At 72.2% G+C, this 22,635-nt stretch carries 23 protein-coding genes; 14 read left to right on the forward strand and 9 right to left on the reverse strand.

What is annotated here, in order from left to right:
• Positions 1-281: 281 nt before the first annotated feature.
• Together ACFYZ4_RS22065 and ACFYZ4_RS22070 are read left to right on the forward strand one after the other, a co-directional pair.
• A complete protein-coding gene (locus ACFYZ4_RS22065) occupies positions 282-1,982 on the forward strand; it encodes a chitinase (RefSeq protein ID WP_390784616.1) in 1,701 nt (566 codons plus the stop codon).
• Positions 1,983-2,106: 124 nt separating this feature from the next.
• Positions 2,107-3,438 carry a M14 family metallopeptidase gene (locus ACFYZ4_RS22070; RefSeq protein ID WP_351297673.1) on the forward strand — a complete coding sequence of 444 codons (1,332 nt, stop codon included), beginning with the start codon at positions 2,107-2,109 and terminating at the stop codon, positions 3,436-3,438.
• 78 nt (positions 3,439-3,516) lie between these two features.
• Here the strand turns inward: ACFYZ4_RS22070 and ACFYZ4_RS22075 are convergent, their stop codons facing one another.
• Positions 3,517-3,954: a RidA family protein gene (locus ACFYZ4_RS22075; RefSeq protein WP_351583827.1), complete on the reverse strand. Its 438-nt coding sequence runs from the start codon at positions 3,952-3,954 to the stop codon at positions 3,517-3,519.
• Complete coding sequence (locus ACFYZ4_RS22080; RefSeq protein ID WP_390784617.1) at positions 3,951-4,703, reverse strand: IclR family transcriptional regulator; 753 nt, start codon at positions 4,701-4,703, stop codon at positions 3,951-3,953. Before ACFYZ4_RS22080 ends, ACFYZ4_RS22075 begins: the two co-directional genes overlap by 4 nt.
• Before the next feature lie 146 nt (positions 4,704-4,849).
• Here ACFYZ4_RS22080 and ACFYZ4_RS22085 point away from each other — a divergent pair, with 146 nt between their 5' ends.
• The 3 genes from ACFYZ4_RS22085 to ACFYZ4_RS22095 are packed head-to-tail and all read left to right on the forward strand — an operon-like array spanning position 4,850 to position 8,767.
• Positions 4,850-6,136 carry an alanine racemase gene (locus ACFYZ4_RS22085; protein WP_351297664.1) on the forward strand — a complete coding sequence of 429 codons (1,287 nt, stop codon included), beginning with the start codon at positions 4,850-4,852 and terminating at the stop codon, positions 6,134-6,136.
• A gap of 10 nt (positions 6,137-6,146) precedes the next feature.
• Positions 6,147-7,727, forward strand: a complete 1,581-nt coding sequence (locus ACFYZ4_RS22090) for an amidohydrolase family protein (protein ID WP_390784618.1) — start codon at positions 6,147-6,149, stop codon at positions 7,725-7,727.
• A 23-nt stretch (positions 7,728-7,750) separates the two neighbouring features.
• Positions 7,751-8,767, forward strand: coding sequence for a YdcF family protein (locus ACFYZ4_RS22095; RefSeq protein WP_351297658.1), 1,017 nt, complete (start codon positions 7,751-7,753; stop codon positions 8,765-8,767).
• A gap of 74 nt (positions 8,768-8,841) precedes the next feature.
• On the opposite strand, the gene ACFYZ4_RS22100 is transcribed toward ACFYZ4_RS22095, so the two are convergent.
• A complete protein-coding gene (locus tag ACFYZ4_RS22100; protein WP_351297655.1) occupies positions 8,842-10,191 on the reverse strand; it encodes a carbohydrate-binding protein in 1,350 nt (449 codons plus the stop codon).
• Between the two features lie 193 nt (positions 10,192-10,384).
• Between ACFYZ4_RS22100 and ACFYZ4_RS22105 the strand changes: the two genes are divergently transcribed.
• The gene (locus ACFYZ4_RS22105; protein WP_319731346.1) at positions 10,385-10,570 is read left to right on the forward strand and encodes a hypothetical protein; all 186 of its coding nucleotides are present in this window, start codon (positions 10,385-10,387) and stop codon (positions 10,568-10,570) included.
• Between the two features lie 180 nt (positions 10,571-10,750).
• Here ACFYZ4_RS22105 and ACFYZ4_RS22110 read toward each other — a convergent pair whose 3' ends face one another.
• Complete coding sequence (locus ACFYZ4_RS22110) at positions 10,751-11,695, reverse strand: LysR family transcriptional regulator (RefSeq protein WP_390784619.1); 945 nt, start codon at positions 11,693-11,695, stop codon at positions 10,751-10,753.
• Between the two features lie 106 nt (positions 11,696-11,801).
• Between ACFYZ4_RS22110 and ACFYZ4_RS22115 the strand changes: the two genes are divergently transcribed.
• A complete protein-coding gene (locus tag ACFYZ4_RS22115) occupies positions 11,802-12,248 on the forward strand; it encodes a nitroreductase/quinone reductase family protein (RefSeq protein WP_351304910.1) in 447 nt (148 codons plus the stop codon).
• 36 nt (positions 12,249-12,284) lie between these two features.
• On the opposite strand, the gene ACFYZ4_RS22120 is transcribed toward ACFYZ4_RS22115, so the two are convergent.
• The 4 genes from ACFYZ4_RS22120 to ACFYZ4_RS22135 all read right to left on the reverse strand — a co-directional run bounded on the left by ACFYZ4_RS22120 (position 12,285) and on the right by ACFYZ4_RS22135 (position 14,422).
• Positions 12,285-12,641: a hypothetical protein gene (locus tag ACFYZ4_RS22120; RefSeq protein WP_351304912.1), complete on the reverse strand. Its 357-nt coding sequence runs from the start codon at positions 12,639-12,641 to the stop codon at positions 12,285-12,287.
• A 531-nt stretch (positions 12,642-13,172) separates the two neighbouring features.
• Positions 13,173-13,685: a MepB family protein gene (locus ACFYZ4_RS22125; protein WP_390784620.1), complete on the reverse strand. Its 513-nt coding sequence runs from the start codon at positions 13,683-13,685 to the stop codon at positions 13,173-13,175.
• Entirely contained in the window at positions 13,678-14,154 is a 477-nt protein-coding gene (locus ACFYZ4_RS22130; RefSeq protein ID WP_351289570.1) for a macro domain-containing protein, read from the reverse strand. The genes ACFYZ4_RS22125 and ACFYZ4_RS22130 overlap by 8 nt, the downstream gene beginning before the upstream one ends.
• Before the next feature lie 34 nt (positions 14,155-14,188).
• Entirely contained in the window at positions 14,189-14,422 is a 234-nt protein-coding gene (locus tag ACFYZ4_RS22135; protein WP_351289571.1) for a hypothetical protein, read from the reverse strand.
• A 382-nt stretch (positions 14,423-14,804) separates the two neighbouring features.
• Between ACFYZ4_RS22135 and ACFYZ4_RS22140 the strand changes: the two genes are divergently transcribed.
• The 3 genes from ACFYZ4_RS22140 to ACFYZ4_RS22150 all read left to right on the forward strand — a co-directional run bounded on the left by ACFYZ4_RS22140 (position 14,805) and on the right by ACFYZ4_RS22150 (position 17,397).
• The gene (locus ACFYZ4_RS22140) at positions 14,805-16,016 is read left to right on the forward strand and encodes a pyridoxal phosphate-dependent aminotransferase (RefSeq protein WP_351583799.1); all 1,212 of its coding nucleotides are present in this window, start codon (positions 14,805-14,807) and stop codon (positions 16,014-16,016) included.
• 92 nt (positions 16,017-16,108) lie between these two features.
• Positions 16,109-16,501, forward strand: a complete 393-nt coding sequence (locus ACFYZ4_RS22145; protein WP_351289573.1) for a hypothetical protein — start codon at positions 16,109-16,111, stop codon at positions 16,499-16,501.
• Positions 16,502-16,746: 245 nt separating this feature from the next.
• Positions 16,747-17,397 carry an RDD family protein gene (locus ACFYZ4_RS22150; protein WP_351289574.1) on the forward strand — a complete coding sequence of 217 codons (651 nt, stop codon included), beginning with the start codon at positions 16,747-16,749 and terminating at the stop codon, positions 17,395-17,397.
• Positions 17,398-17,511: 114 nt separating this feature from the next.
• Here the strand turns inward: ACFYZ4_RS22150 and ACFYZ4_RS22155 are convergent, their stop codons facing one another.
• The gene (locus ACFYZ4_RS22155; RefSeq protein ID WP_351289575.1) at positions 17,512-17,946 is read right to left on the reverse strand and encodes a hypothetical protein; all 435 of its coding nucleotides are present in this window, start codon (positions 17,944-17,946) and stop codon (positions 17,512-17,514) included.
• 143 nt (positions 17,947-18,089) lie between these two features.
• Between ACFYZ4_RS22155 and ACFYZ4_RS22160 the strand changes: the two genes are divergently transcribed.
• Genes ACFYZ4_RS22160 through ACFYZ4_RS22175 form a run of 4 tightly spaced genes read left to right on the forward strand, consistent with a single transcriptional unit; the run spans position 18,090 to position 22,612 of the window.
• Entirely contained in the window at positions 18,090-19,169 is a 1,080-nt protein-coding gene (locus tag ACFYZ4_RS22160) for a substrate-binding domain-containing protein (RefSeq protein WP_390784621.1), read from the forward strand.
• Between the two features lie 11 nt (positions 19,170-19,180).
• Complete coding sequence (locus ACFYZ4_RS22165) at positions 19,181-20,368, forward strand: toxic anion resistance protein (protein WP_390784622.1); 1,188 nt, start codon at positions 19,181-19,183, stop codon at positions 20,366-20,368.
• Positions 20,368-21,987: a substrate-binding domain-containing protein gene (locus ACFYZ4_RS22170; RefSeq protein WP_384342295.1), complete on the forward strand. Its 1,620-nt coding sequence runs from the start codon at positions 20,368-20,370 to the stop codon at positions 21,985-21,987. The genes ACFYZ4_RS22165 and ACFYZ4_RS22170 overlap by 1 nt, the downstream gene beginning before the upstream one ends.
• Positions 21,974-22,612, forward strand: a complete 639-nt coding sequence (locus ACFYZ4_RS22175) for a hypothetical protein (RefSeq protein WP_390784623.1) — start codon at positions 21,974-21,976, stop codon at positions 22,610-22,612. The genes ACFYZ4_RS22170 and ACFYZ4_RS22175 overlap by 14 nt, the downstream gene beginning before the upstream one ends.
• Positions 22,613-22,635: the final 23 nt, after the last annotated feature.

The following is a 22,635-nucleotide window of genomic DNA, read 5'->3' on the forward strand; positions in this document are numbered from 1 at the left end:
GACCGCAAACGATCGACGAGCTTCCCCCTTGCCTCAGCACCATATCCGCGTCACCCCAGGCGGGGCAGGGCCTTGCCGATTCCCGTACGGCCGCCCTCTGTCACAGGTGGCGGGAAACCCGGACAACAGGGATCGACCCTTCGGTCATTTCAAGCCACATCGCAAAGACTCTTGACACGGGGATTGGTCTGGACCAACTTGGCAGCGCACGCCTTGAGTCGGACTCACCCCACCCGGTCCTCCTCTCCCTTCACCGCCTTCCTCCCCCCACCGGAGCCCACGTGAACCGCATACGCTCCCTCGTCCTCCCCGTCGCCGTCACCCTCACCGCGGGCGCCCTGACGGTCCTCGCCACCGGTACCGCACAGGCCGTCGACGTCAACGTCGCCCGCAACGGCGGCTTCGAGTCGGGTCTCGCCAACTGGTCCTGCACCGGCGGAACCGGCGCCTCCGTCTCCTCGCCCGTCTACGCCGGAACCGGCGCCCTCAAGGCCACCCCGGCCGGACAGGACAACGCCCGCTGCAGTCAGAGCGTCACAGTCAAGCCGAACTCGACCTACACGCTCAGTACGCAGGTCCAGGGCAGCTACGTCTACCTCGGCGCGACCGGGACCGGCACCCAGGACGTGTCCACCTGGACCCCCGGATCGGGCGCCGGCTGGCAGAAGCTGTCCACCACCTTCACCACCGGGCCGAGCACCACCCAGGTCACGGTGTACACGCACGGCTGGTACGGCCAGCCGGCCTACGTCGTCGACGAGTTCAGCGTCTTCGGGCCGGACGGGGGCGGCGGCACGGACCCCGGCCCGAGCATCCCCGGGGCCCCCGCCGGGACCGCCGTTTCCGGCCAGAGCGCGAGCGCTCTCACCCTTGCGTGGAACGCGGTCAGCGGGGCGGCCGGCTATTACGTGTATCAGGACGGCGTCCGCGTACAGACCGTCACCTCGGGCGCCTCCGCCCAGATCACCGGGCTCGCCGCGTCGACCTCGTACTCCTTCCAGGTGAGCGCGTACAACGCCGCGGGCGAGGGCGCCAAGTCGGCTCCGGTCACCGGCACCACGACCGGCACCGGCCCCGGGCCGGGCCCCGGCCCGGCCGTGCCCAAGCACGCCCTGACCGGCTACTGGCAGAACTTCAACAACGGCGCGACCGTCCAGAGGATCTCCGACGTCTCCGCGCAGTACGACATCATCGCCGTCTCCTTCGCCGACGCCACCACCACGCCCGGCGCCATCGCCTTCAACCTCGACTCGGCCGGCCTCGGCGGCTACACGGTCGCCCAGTTCAAGGCCGACATCGCCGCGAAGAAGGCGGCCGGCAAGTCGGTCATCCTCTCCGTCGGCGGCGAGAAGGGGACCATCTCGGTCAACGACTCGGCCTCCGCGAACAACCTCGCGAACTCCGCGTACGCCCTGATGCAGGAGTACGGCTTCACCGGCATCGACATCGACCTGGAGAACGGCCTCAACCCCACCTACATGACGCAGGCGCTGCGCTCGCTGTCCGCGAAGGCGGGCCCGTCGCTGGTCATCACGATGGCTCCGCAGACGATCGACATGCAGTCCACGCAGGGCGGCTACTTCAGGACGGCGCTGAACATCAAGGACATCCTCACCGTCGTCAACATGCAGTACTACAACAGCGGCTCGATGAACGGCTGCGACGGCAAGGTCTACTCGCAGGGCTCGGTGGACTTCCTCACCGCGCTCGCCTGCATCCAGCTGGAGGGCGGCCTCGACCCCTCCCAGGTGGGCATCGGCGTCCCGGCCTCGCCGAGCGGCGCGGGCAGCGGCTACGTCTCCCCGACCATCGTCAACAACGCCCTGGACTGCCTGGCCAGGGGCACGAACTGCGGATCCTTCAAGCCGTCGAAGACCTACCCGGGGCTGCGCGGTGCGATGACCTGGTCGACCAACTGGGACGCCAAGGCGGGTAGTGCTTGGTCGAACTCGGTGGGTCCGAAGGTCCACGGACTCCCGTAGGCGGTACGTGTGGGGGTGGCCGGATCGGTTCGGCCCGCACGGCGGGTCCTTGACCGGGACATGCCATGAGAGCACGCTGTGCGCGTCCGCACGGCTACCCCCACACTCCCACCCAGGAGAACGCATGCGGCTCCATACCCGCCGGAGGGCCGCCGTCACGGCGGCCCTGCTGGCGCTCGCGCTGGGCGCACCCGCCTACGGCATGAGCGCGACGGCATCGCCACCGCCCACCCCGTCCACCGCCACCCAGGACGAGGCCATCGTCCAGTACCGGATCCACGGCCCCTCCACCCCCGCCGACCGCACCGCCCTGCTCCGTACGGGCGTCTCGATCGACGAGGTGGACGACCACACGGTCGTGGTCAGCGCGGACACCATGCAGGCGAAGAACCTGCGCGCGCTCGGCTACCGGCTCACCGCGCTGCCCGGGCCGCCGGACCGCTCGCTGCCCGGCATCGCGGCCAGCCCGATGGACTTCCCCTCGGCGGACTCGAAGTACCACAACTACGCCGAGATGAACACGGAGATCGACCAGCGCATCGCCCAGTACCCGGGCATCATGAGCAAGCGGGTGATCGGGAAGTCGTACCAGGGCCGCGACCTCATCGCCATCAAGATCAGCGACAACGTCGCGACCGACGAGGCCGAACCCGAGGTGCTCTTCACCCACCACCAGCACGCCCGCGAGCACCTGACCGTCGAGATGGCGCTCTACCTGCTCAAGGAGTTCGGCTCCAAGTACGGCACCGACTCCCGGGTCACCAACGCCGTCAACAGCCGCGAGATCTGGATCGTCCCGGACCTCAACCCGGACGGCGGCGAGTACGACATCGCCACCGGCTCCTACCGCTCCTGGCGCAAGAACCGCCAGCCCAACAGCGGATCCTCGTACATCGGCACGGACGAGAACCGGAACTGGAACTACAAGTGGGGCTGCTGCGGCGGCTCCAGCAGCAGCAAGAGCTCCGAGACCTACCGGGGCGCGGCCGCCGAGTCGGCGCCCGAGGTGAAGGTCGTCTCGGACTTCGTCCGCAGCCGGGTCATCGGCGGCAAGCAGCAGATCAAGGCCGCGATCGACTTCCACACGTACAGCGAACTGGTCCTGTGGCCCTTCGGCTACACGTACAACGACACCGCTCCGGGCCTGACCGCCGACGACCTCGCCGTCTACAAGAAGATCGGCACGAGCATGGCGGCGAGCAACGGCTACACGCCGGAGCAGTCGAGCGACCTGTACATCACCGACGGCACGATCGACGACTGGCTGTGGGGCAACCAGAAGATCTTCGCCTACACCTTCGAGATGTACCCGGAGAGCGGCGGGGGCGGCTTCTACCCGCCGGACGAGGTGATCGACCGCGAGACCGCGCGGAACAAGGACGCCGTGCTCCAGCTGCTGGAGAACGCGGACTGCATGTACCGCTCGATCGGCAAGGAAGCGCAGTACTGCGCGTAGCCCGTGCGTGAACGGGGCGCCCCGCCGCCAGGGGGGCGCCCCACCCGCATGTCCGGCCGCGGCTCAGGCGACCGGGGCTCAGCCGAGGACGGCGAGGGCGTCGATCTCGACGAGCAGCCCGGCCGGCAGGCCCACGTACACGGTGGTGCGGGCGGCGGGGGCCTCCTTCAGGCCCTGCTCCTCGAAGTAGGTGTTGTAGATGCCGTTCATCTCGGCGAAGTGCCCGGTGTCGGTGAGGTAGACGCGGATCATCATCACGTCGTCCCAGGTCGCGCCGCCCGCCTCCAGTACGGAGCGGACGTTCTCCAGCGTCTGGAGGGTCTGCTCGCGCAGCGTCGGCCCGGCGGGGGTGGGCGGCTGCCCGTCGACGTGCGGGAGGAAGCCGACCTGGCCGGCGACCTGGAGGATGTTCCCCTTGCGCACGCCGTGCGAGAACCTCGCGGGCGGGACGGTGTGGGTGTCGGGGGTGATGGCGGTCTTCGCGGTGCCTGCGGTGCCTGCGGTGTTCGCGGTCACGTGCTCTCCTGTGCTCCTGAATAGTCCTGGCTGATGGCTACGGCGGTACGGAGGACCTGCGGCAGCAGTTCGAGCAGCCCCTCGGCGGGGACGACCACGCCGGGCGCGGAGACGGACAGCGCGGCGACGACCCGCCCGTCCGGCCCGTGCACGGGCGCGCCGAGGCAGTTGAGGGACTCCTCGTGCCCGCCGAGGTCGGTGGCCCAGCCCTGCTCGCGCACGAGGTCCAGCTCGCGGAGGAAGGCGGCGGCGTCCGGGGTGGAGCGCGGGGTGTAGCGGGGGTACTCGATCCGCTCGGCGAGCGCCCGGCGCTCGGCCTCGGGCAGGTCCGCGAGGAGCAGCTTGGCGACGGCGGCGACCGTGAGGGGGACGGGCCTGCCGATGCGGGAGTACATGCGGACGGGGTAGCGGCTGTCGACCTTGTCGACGTACACGACCTCGTCGTCCTGGTGCAGGGCGAGGTGAACGGTGTGGCCGGTGGCCCGGTTGAGCTCGACGAGGTGGGGGTGCGCGATCTCCCGGACGTCGAGGTTCTCGATGGCCTCGGCGGCGAGCGCGAAGAGCCTCGACCCCAGGCGGTAGCGGCCGTCGGGCTGGCGGTAGACGAGGCCGTGCTCGTCCAGCGTGCGCAGGAGGCGGAGGGCGGTGCTCTTGTGGACGCCGAGCTCGTCCGCCACTGCCCCCAGGGGGGCGGGGCCCTTCGCGAGCAGCGGCAGGATCCGGAGCGCCCGCTCCACCGACTGGCTCATGCCGTGCCTCCCTCGTCGTCGCGGTGCGGCTTCGCTGCCGTGACGCGGCCGCGCGCGTTGACCCGTCGTCATCCGGGATGTTAGACAGCATGCAGCGGCATACGCAACGACCGTTGCACACCACGCAACCCCCGGGAGGCACCCGCATGGCCAGCGCCAGCGACCCCGTCCAGGACCTCGCCGACGAACCGGTCGACCACCGGTTCAAGGGACTCCCGCCGGACGCCCAGACGCAGGGCCTCACCGTCGGGCAGCTCGCCGCCCAGCGACGGGACCTCCACACCGGCGGCTTCACCACGCCCGTCCTGACCCTCGACGCCGACGCGCTGGAGCACAACCTCGCCGCGCTCGGCGCCTACGCCGCCCGCCACGACCTGGCCTTCGCCCCGCACGGCAAGACCTGCATGGCCCCGCAGCTCTTCCGCCGTCAGCTGGACCACGGCGCGTGGGGCATCACCGCGGCCGTCCCCCACCAGGCCCGCGTCTACCGCGCCTTCGGCATCCAGCGGATCTTCCTCGCCAACGAGCTCGTCGATCCGGCCGCCCTGCGCTGGGTCGCCGGCGAGCTCGCCGCCGACCCCGACTTCCGCTTCGTCTGCTACGTCGACTCCGTGCGCGGGGTCCACCTCATGGACCGGGCCCTGCGCGACGCGCCCGCCGTCGTCGACGTCGTCGTCGAGCTCGGCGCCGGCGAGGACGCCCGCACCGGGGCCCGTACCGAGGAGGACTGCCGCGCCGTCGCCGACGCGGTCGCCGCCACCGCCACCCTGCGGCTGGTCGGCATGGGCGGCTACGAGGCCGAGGTGCCCGAAGCCGACCCGGACCGCGTCCACGCGTACCTGCGCCGGCTCACCGCCCTGGCCGTCGAGTTCGACAAGGCGGGCCGGTTCGCCGCCGACCTGGAGGAGATCGTCGTCAGCGCCGGCGGCTCCGCCTGGTTCGACGCGGTCGCCGACGTCTTCGCCGAGCTCCCGGAGCTGTCCCGCCCCACCCTGAAGCTGCTCCGCTCCGGTGCGTACGTCTCCCACGACCACGGCTGGTACACCCGCCTCACCCCCTTCAACCGGCACCCGGAAGAGGGCGGCCTGCGCCCCGCGTTCCGGCTGTGGACCCAGGTCGTCTCCCGGCCCTCCCCCACCCAGGCCTTCGTCAACGCGGGCAAGCGCGACATCGCCTACGACCTGGGGCTGCCCGAGGCCGAGCTGGTCCGCGACGCCCTCACCGGCGTCGAACGCCCCGCCACCGGCATCCGCGTGGTCAAACTGTCCGACCAGCACGCCTGGCTGGAGACCGACTCGGCCGACGACGTGCAGGTCGGCGACTGGGTGGCCCTCGGCATGTCCCACCCCTGCACGATCTTCGAGAAGTGGCCGCTGATCCCGGTCGTGGAGGCCGACGGCACCGTCACCGACTACGTCCGCACCTTCTTCTAGGAACGGACCGGTGGACCTGGTCATCCGGGGGGCCCGCGTCGTCGACGGCACGGGCGGGCCCTCGTACACCGCGGACGTCGGCGTCCACGAGGGCCGGATCGCCGGGATCGGCTCGCTCCCCGGGGGCCGCCGGACGCTCGACGCGCACGGCCTGGCCCTCGCGCCCGGCTTCGTCGACATGCACGCCCACAGCGACCTCGCCCTGCTCCGCGATCCGGACCACAGCGCGAAGGCCGCCCAGGGCGTCACCCTCGAAGTCCTCGGCCAGGACGGCCTGTCGTACGCGCCGGCCGACGACCGGACCCTGGGCGAGGTGCGGGCCGCCATCGCGGGGTGGAACGGCCCCGGGGACGACATCGACTTCGACTGGCGCACGGTCGGCGGCTACCTCGACCGCCTGGACCGCGGTTTCGGCGGCGAGGGCATCGCCGTCAACGCCGCCTACCTCGTCCCGCAGGGCACCGTCCGCGCCCACGTCCTCGGCTGGGACGACCGCCCCGCGACCGGGGCCGAGCTGGACCGGATGCGCCGGCTCGTCGCCGACGGCCTGGCCGAGGGCGCCGTCGGCATGTCCTCCGGCCTCACCTACACCCCCGGCATGTACGCCTCCGGCGCCGAACTGACCGAACTGTGCCGGGTGGTGGCGGAGTACGGCGGCTACTACTGCCCGCACCACCGCTCGTACGGCCACGGCGCGCTGGCCGCGTACGCCGAGATGGTCGCGCTGACCCGGGAGGCCGGCTGCGCCCTGCACCTGGCCCACGCCACCATGAACTTCGGCGAGAACGAGGGCCGCGCACCCGAGCTGCTCGCCCTGCTCGACGCGGCCCTGGCCGACGGCGCCGACATCACCCTCGACAGCTACCCGTACACGCCCGGCTGCACCACCCTCGTGGCGCTCCTGCCCAGTTGGGCGAACGAGGGCGGACCGGAGGCGGTCCTGGCCCGGCTGCGCGACGACGCCGAGGCCGGGCGGATCCGCCACGCGCTGGAGGTGGAGGGCGCGGACGGCTGCCACGGGGTCCCCGTCGACTGGTCGACGGTCGAGATCTCGGGCGTCGCCGATCCCGCCCTCGCCGCGTACGTCGGCACGCGCCTGGACGGATGGGAGACCGCCCGCCGGCTGCTGCTGGACGACCGCCTCGCGCCGACCGTCCTCCAGCACGTCGGCCACGAGGAGAACGTCCGGGCGATCATGCGCCACCGCGTCCACACCGGCGGCTCCGACGGCATCCTGCAGGGCGCGAAACCGCACCCGCGCGCCTACGGCACCTTCCCGCACTACCTCGGCCACTACGTGCGCGAACTCGGCCTGCTCTCCCTGGAGGAGTGCGTGGCGCACCTGGCCGGCCGCCCCGCGGCGCGCCTGCGCCTGCCCGACCGCGGCCTGGTCCGGGTGGGCCACCGCGCCGACCTCGTCCTTTTCGACCCCGACACGGTCGCGGCCGGGTCCACCTACGAGCGGCCGCGGGTGCTGCCGACGGGCATCCCGCACGTCCTGATCGACGGGAGGTTCGTCCTGCGCGACGGGCGCCGGACGGACGTGCTGGCCGGGCGTTCGGTGCGCCGCACAGCCCGCGATCTTCGATAGGCCGGACGCCTACGATGGGCGGCATGGTCGCCTTCGCCCTCGCCGCCCTGCTTTTCCTCGCGTTCTGCATAAGCGTCCGGCAGGACCGGCGCCGCTTCAGCAACGCCGTACTGCTGGGACTGACCTTCCTCAGCGCCTGCTCCGCGCTGTTCCTCCAGGTGGGCAAGCTGCCCACCTGGGCGGCCGTCACGGTCGTCGTACTCGCCTTCGCCTCACCCGTGTTCGGCATCCTGGCGCTGGGCGTCTTCCTCGTCCGCAACGGCGTGACGATGGTCCGCAAGGAGGGCCTGCGGCCGGCCAACCTGCTGTCGATGCTCGCGGGCCTCGCGATCTTCGCGCTGATCGCCCTGCTGATCCTCGTCGGCGTGGTCGGCTCCCCCGTCCTGGGCGGCATCGCCGGAACGCTCACCGTGGTGGCCGGCTACGTCTCCTTCGTCTTCTTCTGCTTCCTCGGCTACGCCTTCCTCTACGGGCGGATCAAGGTGCGCGGCGACGTCGACCACGTGGTCATGCTCGGCTCGGGCCTGATCGGCGGGGACCGCGTGCCGCCGCTGCTGGCCTCGCGCCTGCGCAAGGGGCAACAGATCTACGAGGGCCAGCTGGCCCGCAGCGGCCGGCCGCCGGTGCTGCTCGTCTCGGGCGGCAAGGGCTCGGACGAGAAGGTCGCGGAGGCGCGGGCGATGGCGGACTGGCTGATCGCGGAGGGCGTGCCGGCGGAGCACATCGCACTGGAGGACCGGTCCACGACGACCGAGGAGAACATGCGCTTCAGCAAGGAGCTCATGGAGGCGCACGATCCGGCCTACCGGTGCGTGGTGGTCACCAACAACTTCCACGCCTTCCGGGCCGCGATGCTGGCGCGCAAGACCGGCGTCAACGGGCAGGTGCTGGGCTCCCCCACCGCGAAGTACTACTGGCCGAGCGCCACCATCCGGGAGTTCGTCGCGGTCTTCTGGGAGCACCGGACGGTGAACCTCGCGATCTGCGGCCTGCTGACCGTGCTCGGTGCGCTCGGCACCCTGGCCGCGGTCCTCGTCTGACCCCGCCCCGGGCGCGCGGGGGTGCCGTGACTCCCCCCTTGGCAGCCACGGCACCGGCACGCGCGCTCTCGTTGCTACAGGCGCTGCCAGAGGGCCGGGACGTTCGGCGGCTCCCAGCCCGGCTGCGCCTGGTGGCCCTGGATGCAGCGGTAGCTCGCACCGCCGTGGGTGACGGTGGCGCCGGCCGCGTAGACGGTGCCCGCCTTCCAGGTGCCGCCCGGCTCGGGCTCACCGGGGCCGGGGCCGGGGCCCGGGTCGCTGCCGGTGACCTTGAGGGTCAGTCCGTACGCCGACAGGATCGGGTTCAGCGGCTGGAAGAAGGTGGTCCCGCCGCTGGAGCAGTTGCCGGAGCCGCCCGAGGTCACGCCCTGCGCCTGGCTCCCGGAGATGTAGGAGCCGCCGGAGTCGCCCGGCTCGGCGCAGACCGTCGTACGGGTCACCCCGGAGATGGTGCCCTCGGGGTAGGTGACGCTGGTGCCGTGCTGCTGGATGGTGCCGCAGTGCCAGCCGGTGGTCGAGCCGGAACGGCATACCGAGGCCCCGACCGGCTGCAGAACCGAGCCCGTGACCTGCACGTTCGCACCCCCGCTGCCCTTCACGTACGGGGTGGAGGTCCACTGGGTGTTGGCGGCCACCCAGGCCATGTCGTTGCCGGGGAAGACCGAGGCCTGGAAGGAGCCCTGCGCGACCTGGTTGAAGCCGCTGGTGGTCGTGCCGGCGCGGCCGCAGTGCCCGGCGGTGGCGAAGCCGTTCACGGTCCCCTTGGTGACCGGGAAACCGACGGAGCAGCGGCCGCTGCCGTTCATGTAGTAGGCGTCCCCGCCGCGCAGGTCGTAGAGGGGACGCGGGGCCTCGGCCGTACGGACCACCGTGACCAGGGCCGCGTCGGTCCCGGTGGCGGCCAGCAGCCGCGCCGCCGCGCCCGACTCGGCCTCCTCGACGACCAGGGTGTTGGAGCGCGGGTCGACGTACCGCACGGGGGTCCCGGTGGTGGCCGCCCGGTCCAGGGCCGCCTTGGCGGAGTCCAGGTCGGCCAGGGCGCGGGTGACGAGCCGTGCCTTGGCGCCGGTGGCCCGTATCGCGGCGGTGTCGGCGGCGCGGGTGGTGGCGACGGTGAGGGTGGCGGCGTCGGCCCCGTCCACCCAGGCCCCGGCGAAGGCCGCACCGAGCCGGTCCCGCAGCCGGGCGGCGGTGGCCCCCGCCTCGGCCTCGTGCGCCAGTCGGGCCTTGGCCTGCGTGGGGGTCAGGCCGAGGTCGCGCTGCATGGCGGCGAGCAGCTCGGGCGGGGCGTCGGCGGTGCGCAGGGTGGTAGCCGCCGAGGGAGCCGCGGGGCCGGAGTCGGCGGTGGCGCCGCCCGTCCCGGCCAGCAGCAGCCCGGCGGCGGCCAGGGCGGTACACGCCGTGCGGGCGTGTCGCTTGAGCATGGGGGATCTCCTCGGTTTCCGGGGGCGTCTGCGGAAACCGTAGAAATCCGAACCGTCGTGCGGGAGCTGCCGGTTGGCCCCTCCCCCGGTGTTATGCCCGCGGCGCGGCGGGCGCCGAAGTGCGTTCATGGGCCGGCGGTCGGACTATGGGGCCAGGGGAACGGGAATCCGGGGGAACCGTAGGAGGTACGCGATGGTCAGTGAACCCGACGAGCAGCCCACACGGTCGGACCGCCTCTTCACGGGCGGGGAACGGCCGTACGACCCCGAGGACCTCGTAATGGTGACCGGCCACGACCCGACTCCGGAGCGGGTCGCGAAGGCACGCGAGCTGATCGAGAAGGAGGGCCCGCAGGTCATCGAGCGCTACCTGCCGTAGGCAATCCGCGCCAAGGCTGCCCCGACACCCCCGGCGCCGCCGGGGGCGTCCGCACGCCCTTCACACTCATCCCACCCCCCACCATCCAGCCCCGGCCCCGCCAAATCCAGCCCCGCCGGCGTTTGAGGCGCGGGGTCCGGGGCGGAGCCCCGGCAGCGGAGCCGCGGCCGCGGGGGCGGACTACGCCGCAGACCACGGCAGCGCGGGCCGCAGGCCCCCGGCCCTAGCCAACGCCTCCGCATGCGCAGCCCGCGCCAGCCCCAGCACCTCCGCGGCCCGCCCGGCAGCCCGCCCGGCGGGGTGCCAGCCCAGCAGGTGCCGCCACACCAGCGGCGTCCCGGCCAGCGGCCGCGTGACCACCCCCCGGGTCGCCGGGAACGTCGCCCGGCACAGCCCGACCGCCCGCCCCACCTGGACAAGGTGCACGCACGACGCCGTGTCCGTCTCGTAGACGCAGGCGGGCGTGAACCCGGCCCGTACGCACGCCGCGGCGAAGCAGTCCCCGAAGCACCCGTCCCCCGGCACGTCCGCCCACGCCTCGGCGGCCAGCTCGGCCAGGTCGACCTCGTCGCGCGGGGCGAGGGCCAGCGGATGGTCCTCGGCCAGCATCACGTGCACCGGATCCCGCGCCACCTCCATCCAGGCGAGCCGCCCCGGCTCGGGCGGCGCGCTCTCCCCGCAGACCCCGACCAGCGCGAAGTCGAGCCGCCCGTCGGCGACGCTCCCGGCGACCTCCCGCTCGGACCAGGAGGTGTACGTGGTCACCGGCACCCCGGGTTCCGCGCGCGCGAGCCGGTCCACGAGCCCGCCGAGCAGCGGGCCGTGCGTTCCGCCGAGCCGGTGGCCGTGCGCCCCCTGCCGGGCGAACCGCCGGGCCTCCTCCTGCAGCTCGCACACGGCGGGCAGCAGCACCCGCGCCCGCTCCAGTACGAGCTCCCCGAGCGGGGTGGCCCGTACGCCCTCCCGGCCGCGCACGAACAGCGTCCCGCCCAGGGCCCGCTCGATGCGCTTCAGCTGCGTGCTGAGCGCGGGCTGCGCGAGGCCGAGGGCGGTGGCGGCCCGGGTCAGACTCCCGGCGTCGGCGACGGCCCTGACGATCTTGAGGTGCCTCAGCTCCAGATCCATGCGACGAGCTTGGTCCAGACCTGCAAGGGTGCGCTACGGGTCGTGCGCATCCAGAATCGTTAATGCTCGTTAGCCGCCAGGGGGCCACGACCCTAAGGACAGGTAAATGCACGCACTCGATGTCGACTGGGAACACCCCACGGACCCGCGACCCGGCCCACGCCTCGACCACGTCCGCGCGTACGTGACCACCGCGGGCGCCGACGGGCACCTGTGGCACGGCGTCCCCACCCTGCTGCTCACCACGGTGGACCGCCGCTCCGGACGCACCGTCCGCACCCCGCTGATCTACGGCGAGGACGCGGGCCGTTTCGTCGTCCTGGCCGCCGGGTACGGCGCCCCGGACCACCCCCACTGGTACCTGAACCTCACCGACCACCCGGAGGTCCGCCTCCAGGTCGGCGCGGCCACGGTCAAGGCGACGGCGCGCACGGCCACGCCGGAGGAGCGGGAGACGTACTGGGACATGATGACGGCCCTCTGGCCCCCGTTCGAGGACGACCAGAGGGCCGCCCGGCCCCGCGAGATCCCTCTGGTGATCCTGGAGGGATAGCGCGTACGGATCCGCGTACGGGGCCGGCCTGGCGGATCAGCCGGCCGCGGCCTCGAACCTCACCGAGCGCACTTCGAGGTCGTCGCGCGCCGGGTTGCCGTTCGCGCGCAGCCGGTACTCGGAGCCCGCGCAGTTCGCCCCCTTGTAGACGATGACCGGGGTGTCGGTGCGGTTGTGCGGGCCGTAGCCGGGCAGCTCCTCGTCGGAGCCGACGGCGTACAGGTTGATGCACTTGCCGCTGTGCGGGTCGTGCAGCACGATCTTCTGCTCGTGGCCGAGGCCGTCGACGTACTTGTACGAGAAGTCGCCGGTGGCGGCCATCGCCGATCCGGGCAGCGACAGGGCCAGGGCGAACGCGGCCAGGGCGGCGGCCGCGGCGTTGCGGAGCTTCATGCGGGGGGAATCCCTTCCATGGGAGCTGGGGCGTGCGGGCACGACCCTAGGAGGGCGGAACGGGACGAATCGATCCTCCAAGATCGCTCGGCGTGGCGTATCGGCTGCCACTCGGCTGCGCCGCTCGGGCCGGGCTTCGGGTGGGGCCGGTTGTGCCGGGGCCGGGCGCGCGCCGGGGCGTCTCCTCGGACGCCGAACGTGTCGAGGGGTCGGAGGGATCGGCCTCGTTGCGTTCGGCGCCCTGCGGGGATCACCCCGACACACACCCGACCCCGCCCCAACCGGCCCGGTTCGATCCCGGCCGCGCCGCACAATCCAGCTTCGCCGCACAAATTCAGCCTCGCCGGCGATTGAGGCGCGGGGTGCGGGGCCGAGCCCCGGGCTTTGGGCCGCGCCGTCCAGCCACGCCGCACCACTCCAGTCGCCGCACACCCCGGCCTCGCCGCGCCATTTCAGCCTCGCCGGCGATTGAGGCGCGGGGGGCGGGGCGCAGTCTCGGGCTTGGGGCCGCGCCGTCCGGGCGCGTCGCCGCTACGGCTGGAGGAGGGTCCGGGCGCGGGTGAGGTCGACCTCGGCGCCGGTGCCCACGTTCAGGAAGCAGCCGGCCTGCCAGGCCTGCGTCGCGCGGGCCTGCCGGCTCTCCACCGCGACCCACGGCGGGTAGACCCGGAAGGCGCGCTTGCCGCCGGCCCCGTCCACGGACAGGATGCCGCGCGCGCGGAGCACCTCGCGGGAGAGGACGAACTGTCCGAAGCCGTCCGCGTCCCGGGTGCTGACGACGACCAGGTCGACGGGGTCCGCCACGTCGAAGGGCCGGATCGGCCCGCCGTCGGACCGCTTCCACAGCGTGACGAACTGCCCGGCCTTCGTCGGGGTCGTCCTGGCCGCGCGGAAGACGACGCGCAGGCCGTCCAGCGTGAAGGTGTACGCCCCGTACTCGGCGCTCTCCGCCTCGGCGACCGGCCGGGAGCAGGTGAAGCCGCAGCGGTCGTAGACCAGCTCCTTCGCCACGAGGAGATCCCCGGGCACCTCGGGCTCAGGCATGGTCGTAGACCGTCACTTCCACGTCGCGCGCGCACAGCGCGTCGGTGATCAGCGGCTCGATGCGCGGCCACTTGCCGCCCGCGAGCCCGCACCCGATGCGCGGCATGTGGACGCCGGCCCCCAGCTCGACGGCGTGCCCGGCCAGCGCGTCGAGGCAGCGCTCCACCGCGTCGTAGCGGATCGGCGGCCCCCCGCTCCCGGTGCGCATCCCGCGCTGCCCGACCATGTTGGCCACCCAGGTGTCGGGCTTGACCCGCACCACCTGCACGGCGCCCAGCCCGAAGTCGTTTCCGCTGCGTCCGCGGTGCCAGTCCCGGTACGCGGCCTCCGGCTCGGGCCAGCGCTTCGAGACGGCCAGGACGAAGCCCTTCCCCCACCCGCCGAGGTCGTTGCAGACGTGGGCGATGATCTTGGGCCCCTTGGCCTGGGGGCTCGTCGCGTCTCCGGCGATGATCCTGAGCGGCTTCATGTTCCGAACGGTAGGCGAGGCCACCGACAACGCCTCACAGGTACTCGCGTGCGAACTCCACCGCCCATTCGACCGCCGCCACCGGGATCGCGGCCGACTCCGGGGCGATCGTGATGCGGGCGGACTCCCAGCCCTCGTCGTGTTCGCGGAAGATCGCGAAGTGTCCCTCCTGCGCGGCCCCTTCCGGCCTGACGAGGAACTCGATCGCCCGGTCGTCGCCATCCGTGCCGACCGTGGTGATCGCCATGTCACCGACTACGAACTCCACTGCTCGCGCCCCTCAGTAGCCGCTGTTCAGGAACACCGGGAGCACGATCAAGATCGCCCCCGGTTCATGCGCCCAGCCTCCACGGCGCCCCGCCCCGCCGCATGAGTGCGCGTACTCAGCCGACGTACTCAGCCGGAGCACCCGGCCGGAGTACCCCGTCACCCTCGGTCCTCACCCGTACACCGGGGTGACGAGCGCAACATCCCGCGTTCCCGCCAGCCCCGCCCGCACTCGTTCCGCAGGTCGGAGCACGCGCGCGCCCCGGATTCCAAGGGGGGACCCCACCACCACCCACCCATTACCCGAAATGGGACATTTCGCTCTTCGGGTCCGTCTTCGAAAAGGCACGTCAAGCCCGCACCGGGGCCCGTAAGCTCCCGTCATGCAGGTGATCCAGTCAACCAAACTCGCCAATGTCTGCTACGAGATCCGCGGCCCCGTGCTCGAAGAGGCCATGCGGCTCGAAGCAGCAGGTCATCGCATCCTCAAGCTCAACACCGGCAACCCCGCGGCCTTCGGCTTCGACTGCCCGCCGGAGATCCTTGAGGACATGCTCCGCAACCTGGGCAACGCCCACGGTTACGGCGACGCGAAGGGGCTGCTCTCCGCGCGCCGCGCGGTCATGCAGCACTACCAGACCAAGGGCATCGACCTGGACGTCGAGGACATCTACCTCGGCAACGGCGTCTCCGAGCTGATCCAGATGTCGATGCAGGCGCTGCTCGACGACGGTGACGAGGTGCTGGTCCCGGCGCCGGACTACCCGCTGTGGACCGCGTCCGTCTCCCTCGCCGGCGGCACGGCCGTCCACTACCGCTGCGACGAGCAGGCCGACTGGATGCCGGACCTCGCCGACATCGAGCGCAAGGTCACCGACCGCACCAAGGCGATCGTGATCATCAACCCGAACAACCCGACGGGTGCGGTCTACGACGAGGAGATGCTGCGCGGGCTGACGGACATCGCCCGCCGCCACAACCTGGTCGTCTGCTCGGACGAGATCTACGACCGGATCCTCTACGACGGCGCCGTGCACCACAACACCGCCGCCATCGCCCCCGACCTGCTGACGCTGACGTTCAACGGCCTCTCGAAGAACTACCGCGTCGCCGGCTACCGGGCCGGCTGGATGGCGGTGTGCGGCCCGAAGCAGCACGCCTCCTGCTACATCGAGGGCCTCACGGTCCTGGCGAACATGCGCCTGTGCGCGAACATGCCCTCACAGCACGCCGTGGCCACCGCGCTCGGCGGCCGGCAGTCGATCGAGGACCTGGTCCTGCCCGGCGGGCGGATCCTGGAACAGCGCAACGTCGCGTACGACATGCTCACGCAGATCCCGGGCGTCACCTGCGTGAAGCCGAAGGGCGCGCTGTACGCCTTCCCGCGGCTGGACCCGTCCGTTTACAAGATCAAGGACGACCGGCAGATGGTCCTCGACCTGCTGCGGGCCGAGAAGATCATGGTCGTGCACGGTACGGGCTTCAACTGGCCCGAGCCCGACCACTTCCGGATCGTGACGCTGCCGAACGCCACGGATCTGGCCGATGCCGTGACGCGGATCGGCAACTTCCTCGACGGCTACAACCAGCTCTAACGGCGGGCACGCACGACCAACAACAGGATTCAGCTCAACTTTAGAACCAATCCAATGTAGGATGGTCTCCTGACCACGCAGGAGGCCACCTCATGTACGAGCCGATCCGCACCAAGTCGGTCGTCCACCGCATGGGCGCCGCCCCGTCCGACTACCCGCACAGCAGCCGCGGCGAAGCGCTGGACATCCAGCTCGCCGGCCACCTCGCGGCCCTGCTCGCCGTCACCGACGAGCTCGGGCTCGACGGGGCCGCCGCCGAGATCGCCGTCCAGGTCGGCCGGCTGCGCGGGTCCCAGCCCGCACGTGCTCCGCAGCGCTCGGCGGCGGACACCGCCGCACTGCACCAGCGCGCGCACGACCTCGCCGCCCGCGCGCTCCTCGTCGCCGCGTCCCGCGCCGACACCACCGCCGCGATCCTCGCCGCCGAGCGCATGGACGTGCACGCCGCCGCCCTGAAGTCCTCGGACCTGGCCGGCGCCCTCTAGACGGCCCCGGTCCGGGGCCGCGGAGGCTCCGGACCGGGTGCCACATCCCGGTGTCGACCGCGCTCGCGCGGCACGCTCCGCGGCAGGTTCCGCGACCCGTGCCAGGGGCGGGAATTGGACAGAATCCGGCGCTCCGAACACGATGAGGGCTGAAAGTTCGCGGCAGCACGGGGGAGGCCGCTCACATGGTCCATCTCCTCCACGCCGCTTCGTCCCCATTTCAGCAGCCTGGAGAGAAATCACCGATGAGCTTCGGCGACCCGAACAACCCCTACGGCCAGCAGCCCCCGCAGGGCCAGCCCGGCTACCCGCAGCAGGCCCCGCAGGGCGTCCCCCCGCAGTACGGCTACCCGCAGCAGCCCCCGCAGGACGCGGCTCCGCAGTACGGCTACCCGCAGCAGGCGCCGCCGCCGGGCTACGGCTACCCGCAGCAGCCGGGGATGCCGGGCATGCCCGGCATGCCGGGTGCGGGCATGCCGCCGCTGGCCCACTGGGGCCTGCGCGTCGGCGCGTACCTGCTCGACGCGCTGATCATCGCCGGCCCGATGTACGCGCTGGCCGGCATCGGCGCGGCCATCAGCGGCGGGGACTCCGACTCCGCGGCGGCCGGCGTACTCGGCCTCATCGGCATGCTCTACGCCCTCGGCATGTTCTTCTTCCAGCTCTACAAGGAGGGCACCACCGGCCAGACGATCGGCAAGAAGGTCGTCGGCATCAGCCTCCACAAGGAGGCCGACGGCGCGACCCTCGGCTTCGGCATGGCCTTCGTCCGCAAGCTGGCGCACATCCTGGACGGCATCCCGTGCTACATCGGCTGGCTGTGGCCGCTGTGGGACGCCAAGAAGCAGACCTTCGCCGACAAGGTGTGCAACACCGTCGTCGTCAAGGTGAAGTGACCCGTTGAGCGCACACCGGCTCGCGCCGCACGGCGCGGGCCGGTGACGCAGGTCGGTGACGCGGGCCCGGTGACGCAGCCCGACGGAGCCCCACGCCGGCCGCGCCGGGACGCGTCAGGGCGTGTCGGGCGTCCGCGGCTCGAACTCCGCGCCCGCGACCCCGCACCACGGCACCGTCGCCACCGGCCACACCGGACCGACCGCCTCCCCGTGCTCGGTCGCGCCCGGGGCCACGCCCGGGATCCTCAACAGCGCCTGGGCGGCCCTGCGCTCCGGGTCCGGTTCGGCGCCGTCCCGGAACTCCACCGTGACGACGTACGCGCCGGCGCCCTCGGCCCGGCCCGCCGCCTCCACCGAGGCCACCACCCGCCGGCTCGCCGGATCGATTCGGCACCCGGTGACCCGTACGTCCTCCAGGGCCGCCCTGGGCGGCGCCCCGGGAGGTTCCCCGCCGCTCGCCCACACGTACAGGCCCAGCGGGGCGAACACCAGCAGCCCGGCCAGGGTCACCAGACCGACCAGCCAGCCCTGCCACTTCAACGCGCTCACGCCCATGCCCCGATCCTCCCGGGCGGCCGCCCCGCCCACCAGCACCCACGGGCTCACACAGCATTTCGAAGTGGGACCGCCTGGACACCTGACGTTCATTCAACTCGTCGCGGAATGTGGGTTTCCGCGAGCACGCTGCACCCGTGAGACGCATCCTAGGAATCGTCCTGGGCCTCCTCCTGATCGGCGGCGTGCTCTACGTCGTCGCCTTCCAGGGGCAGGATCACCCAGAAACCACGGCAACGAAGACCGTGCGTGGCGTCATCGGCTCGGAGAAGTCCGAATTCTTCCGCGACCCCGACGTCGTCAAGGCCCTTGCCGCCAAGGGCTACATCGTGAAGACGGAGACCTCGGGCTCCTGGGCGATGGACCAACTCGCCCTCAAGGAGTTCGACTTCGCCTTCCCCGGCAGCAGTGAACCCGCCAAGGAGGTCGCGGCCGCCGCAGGGGTGAAGGGGGCCCAGGAGACCAAGCCCTTCTACTCCCCGCTCGTGGTCATCGCCCGCCCCAACGCCGCGAAGGTGCTGGCCGACAACAACCTCGCCAAGATGACCGGCAAGAACCTCGGGACCCTGCTCATGGGCCCCTTCCTCAAGGCCGCCGCCGAGGACCGCACCTGGCAGCAGCTGCCCGGTTCCTCCGCCCACGCCGAGCTGACCGGCACGGTGTTCATCAAGACCACCGACCCGGCCTCCTCCAACTCCGGCGCCCTCTTCCTCGCGGCCACCTCCAACGTCGCGAACGGCAACAGCGTGGTCGCCGACGACGCCGGGATCGAGCGCACCGCACCGCTGATGCGCAAGCTGATCTCCGTCCAGGGCGCCCTCGAACAGAGCTCCGACGACCCCTTCCGGGCCTTCGTCAGCGGCAGCGGCGAACCGCTGATCCTGGTGTACGAGTCCCAGGTGGCCTCCCTGCTGCTCCAGCACCAGGACCCCGGCGACATGGTCGTGCTCTACCCCGACACCACCGTCAACACGGCGCACACCTTCGTCCCGATCACCGAGCAGGCCAAGGAGCTGGGCACCCTCCTCGCCACCGATCCGCGCCTGCGCGAGCTGGCCGTACAGCGCGGGTTCCGCCCGCAGGACGGCGTGCCCGAGTTCACCGCCGCGACCGCACCGCACGCCGGCTACCTCAACCCCGGGCTGACCGGCATCCGCCAGGTCGGCACACCCACCGTCAAGATCCTCATGGCGCTCGCCCAGCGCGCCAAGGGTTAGGGGCCCACACCATGACACTGACACCACCCGAGGACGGCACGTTCGTCCTCAGCGCGCCGGAGCCGGTCCCGCCCGTCCGCCGCGAACAGGCCGCCGGGCTGGTCCCGCTGCAGGACGGCGTACGCGACGAGATGGCCCGCCGGGCCGGGGAGTACGTGGGCTCGCTCGCCGGGATCGACACCCGCTCCCCCGAGTTCGCCCACCGCATCGGCGAGATAGCCGGGCTCGGCGCGGCCGACATCCGCAGCGCCGCCCAGCAGTCCAACCGGATGCTGGAGCGGACCGTACGCTCCCTCGGCGCGGACGGCGGCGGCGACGCCCAGGCCCGCGTCGCCGGCTCCCTCGTCGAACTGCGCCGCACCGTCGAGGACCTCGACCCGCGGGACACCCCCGGCAAGGGGCTCGGCAAACTGCTCGCGAAGCTGCCGGGCGGCAACAGGTTCCGCGACCACGTGGCGAAGTACGCCTCCTCGCAGGCCACCCTCAACAAGATCGTGGGCTCGCTGCGCAGCGGCCAGGACGAGCTGCGCCGCGACAACGCGGCCCTGCACACCGAGCGGGCCCGCCTGTGGGAGACCATGGGCAAGCTCCAGGAGTACGCGGTCCTGACCGAGGCCCTGGACGGGGCCGTCGAGCAGCGGATCGCCGAGGCGGAGCACACCGACCCGCAGGGGGCCGACGCGCTGCGCTCGGACGTGCTGTTCCCGGTCCGGCAGAAGCACCAGGACCTGCTGACGCAGCTGGCCGTCTGCGCGCAGGGCTACCTGGCGATGGACGTGGTCCGGCGCAACAACGACGAGCTGATCAAGGGCGTCGACCGGGCGGCCACCACCACCGTCTCGGCGCTGCGGATCGCGGTCGTGCTGGCCGCGGCGCTCGACAACCAGCGCAAGGTGATCGAGCAGGTCAACGCCCTGAAGGGGACCACCGAGGACCTGATACGGGGCAATGCGGAGATGCTGTCCACGCAGAGCGGCGAGATCCAGCGGATCGCGGCCGATCCGGCGGTGGGGGCGGAGACGCTGCGGACGGCCTTCGCCCAGATCCACAAGACGCTCGACGCGATCGACACCTTCAAGGTGCAGGCCACGGAGAACATGGCGGCGACGGTGGAGTCCCTGGCCGGGGAGCTGCGGACCGCCTCGGCGTACCTGGCCCGTACCCGTACCGCCAGTGCGCTCGAAGGCGGTGCCCGGTGATGCGGGGGAGGCCGGGGAGGCGGGGCTGGATCGGTGCGCTGGTCGCACTGGCCACGCTCGCCACGGCGACGGCCTGCACCTCCGAGGGCCCGGCCGAGCCCGCGGAGTCGAAGTACAAGGAGGGCCACCTGCGGGTGCTGGCCTCCAGTGAGCTCTCCGACATGGAGTCCGTGCTGAAGTCGGCGAAGGCGGCCACCGGGGTGAGCGTCGAGCTGACCTCGTCCGGGACGCTCGACGCGGTCGAGCAGATCGCCTCGGGGAAGGCCGACGGGAAGTACGACGCGATCTGGCTGTCCTCCAACGACTACCTGCGGCTGCGGCCCGAGGCCGTCGGGAAGCTGTCCAGCGAGACCCCGGTGATGTCCTCGCCGGTGGCGATCGGCGTGAAGCCGGAGGCGCTGGCCCGGCTGGGCTGGAAGCCCGGCGAGGTGACCTGGTCGGCGGTGCACGAGGCGGTGGCCGGCGGGAAGCTGACGTACGGGATGACGGACCCGGTGCGCTCCAATTCCGGTTTCTCCGCGCTGGTCTCGGTGGCTTCGGGGCTGTCGGGCGCGCAGGCGGCGCTGAGCGACGCGGACGTGAAGACGGCCCAGCCCAAGCTGAAGGAGTTCTTCGCGGGGCAGAAGCTGACCTCGGGCTCCTCCGGCTGGCTGGCGACCGCGTACGGCAAGCGGGGTGACGTGGACGCGCTGGTGAACTACGAGTCGGTGCTGCTGTCCATGAACCGGGACGCGAAGGACGTGAAGGCGCCGCTGACGGTGATCCGGCCGCGCGACGGCGTGGTCACCGCGCACTACCCGCTGACCCTGCTGACCTCGGCCCCGGAGGGGGCGCGTGATGCGGGGCGGGCGCTGACGGACTACCTGCGCGGCCCCGAGGCGCAGAAGGCGATCACCGAGCAGACCTTCCGCCGGCCGGTCGCGGCCGGGGTGACGCCGGCCGCCGGGCTGGACCCGGAGAAGCGGCACGAGCTGCCCTTCCCCGGCTCGCGTTCGGTCGCGGACGGGCTGCTGGCCTCGTACGAGAACGAGCTGCGCCGGCCCTCACGGACGGTGTACGTGCTGGACACCTCGGGTTCGATGAGCGAGGAGGACCGCATCGGGCGGCTGAAGTCGGCGCTCACCGATCTGACGGGCAGCGGGAGTTCGGGCACGGGGCAGCGGTTCCGGGACCGTGAGGAGGTGACGTTGCTGCCCTTCGGTTCCAAGGTGAAGAAGGTGCTGACGCACGTGGTCGAGCCCGGCAATCCGGGGCCGGCGCTGGACGCGATCCGCGGCGACGTGAAGGCGCTGGAGCCGGACGGCGGCACGGCGGTCTACGGCAGCCTGGAGGCGGCCTACCAGCACCTCGGCAAGGGCGGCGCGGACGCGTTCACCTCGATCGTGCTGATGACGGACGGGGAGAACACCGAGGGCGTCGGGGCCAAGCACTTCGACTCCTTCTACGCGGCCCTGCCCGAGGCGCAGAAGCAGACGCCGGTCTTCGCGGTGCTGTTCGGGGACTCGGACCGCAAGGAGCTCACCCACATCACGGAACTGACCGGCGGGCGGCTCTTCGACGCCACGGGCGGCAACCGTTCGCTGGCCGGAGCCTTCGAGGAGATCCGTGGCTACCAGTAGGGGCGGCCGCCGGGGCGGCGGGGCGGTCGGCCGGGTGCTCGGCTACCTGGAGTCGAGGAAGAACCTGGCCGGCTCCGCCTGTGGCGTGGTGGGCCTCGGCCTCACCCTCGCCGGGGCGGCCGGCGGCGCGTACTGGCCGGTGGTGGTGGCCGGGCTGTACGGGGCGGGCGCGCTGATCGCCCCGCCGGAGCGGGTGGCGCCGCCGCCGTTCGACCCGAGTGAGGAACTCGACGTACTGCGCGAGGACTTCGCGCGGCTGCGGGAGTACCTGGCCGAGGTGGAGCTGCCGGAGGCGGCCGGGAGCCGGCGGGCCGGGCTGCTGGAGCTGTACGGGGCGCTGCTGGAGCCGGGGTGGGTGGCCGAGGTCCTGGTCACCGAGCCGGAGGCGGTGCACGCGCTGTCGCGGGCGATCCGGCGGGACGTGCCGGAGTGCGTGGACACGTACAACCGGACCCGCTGGTGGAACCGGCTGACGCCGGGCGGGGAGTCCCCGGAACGCCATCTGGAGCGGCAGCTGGACCTGCTGTTCGAGGAGGCGGAAAGCGTGACGGCGGACCTCCGCGAAGCAGAGGCCCGCCGTCAGCAGACGCACACGGCCTATCTGGAGGAGCGCGGACGCTCCTGAAGACAGGCCGGTGCAGCGGTGGG

Source organism: Streptomyces sp. NPDC001513 (assembly GCF_042894695.1).
Taxonomy (GTDB): Bacteria; Actinomycetota; Actinomycetes; order Streptomycetales; family Streptomycetaceae; genus Streptomyces.